Genomic DNA, 588 nt, shown 5'->3' with positions numbered 1-588 from the left:
CCGGCCTGAACCGGGCCGTCGGCGGATCAGCGCTGCCGCCAGCCCAGGCCGGCGCTCGTCTCGCCGCGCGGCCGGTACTCGCAGCCGACCCAGCCGCCGTAGCCCAGCGCGTCGATCACGTCGAACAGGTAGGCTGCATTCAGTTCGCCGATGTCGGGTTCCTGGCGCTCCGGCACGCCGGCCACCTGCAGGTGGCCGACGCGGCCGGTGGGCAGGTACTGCCGCAGCTTCATTGCCACGTCGCCCTCCACCACCTGGCAGTGGTAGAGGTCCATCTGCACCTTCAGGTTGGGCGCGTTCACCAGCTGCACGATCTCGTGCGCGTGGTCCTGGCGATTCAGGAAGTAGCCCGGCATGTCACGCAGGTTGATCGGCTCGATCAGCAGATCGACGCCGGTTCCGGCGGCCTGCCTCGCGGCCCACGCCAGGTTCTCCACGAAGGTCGGCTGCAGCGCGGCGCGTTCGGTGCCGGCCGGCAGCCGGCCGGCCATCACGTGCAGGCGCGGGCATCGCACGACGCTCGCATAGGCCAGCGCCGTGTCGATGGCGTGCCGGAAGTCGGCTTGGCGTCCCGGCAGCGCCGCGAGG

1 protein-coding gene is annotated in these 588 nt (G+C 71.4%); it reads right to left on the bottom strand.

Annotated elements, in window-relative coordinates; all coding sequences use genetic code 11:
- Window positions 1–26: 26 nt before the first annotated feature.
- Window positions 27–588 (bottom strand): hydroxypyruvate isomerase family protein (locus Y694_RS22165; protein WP_036236889.1); only part of this gene is annotated, 562 nt, incomplete at its 5' end.

It is taken from the genome of Methylibium sp. T29-B (assembly GCF_000576225.1).
Taxonomy (GTDB): Bacteria; Pseudomonadota; Gammaproteobacteria; order Burkholderiales; family Burkholderiaceae_C; genus Methylibium; species Methylibium petroleiphilum.
The sequence above is the reverse complement of the archived record's forward strand: the minus strand, read 5'-3'. Positions and strand labels throughout refer to the sequence as shown.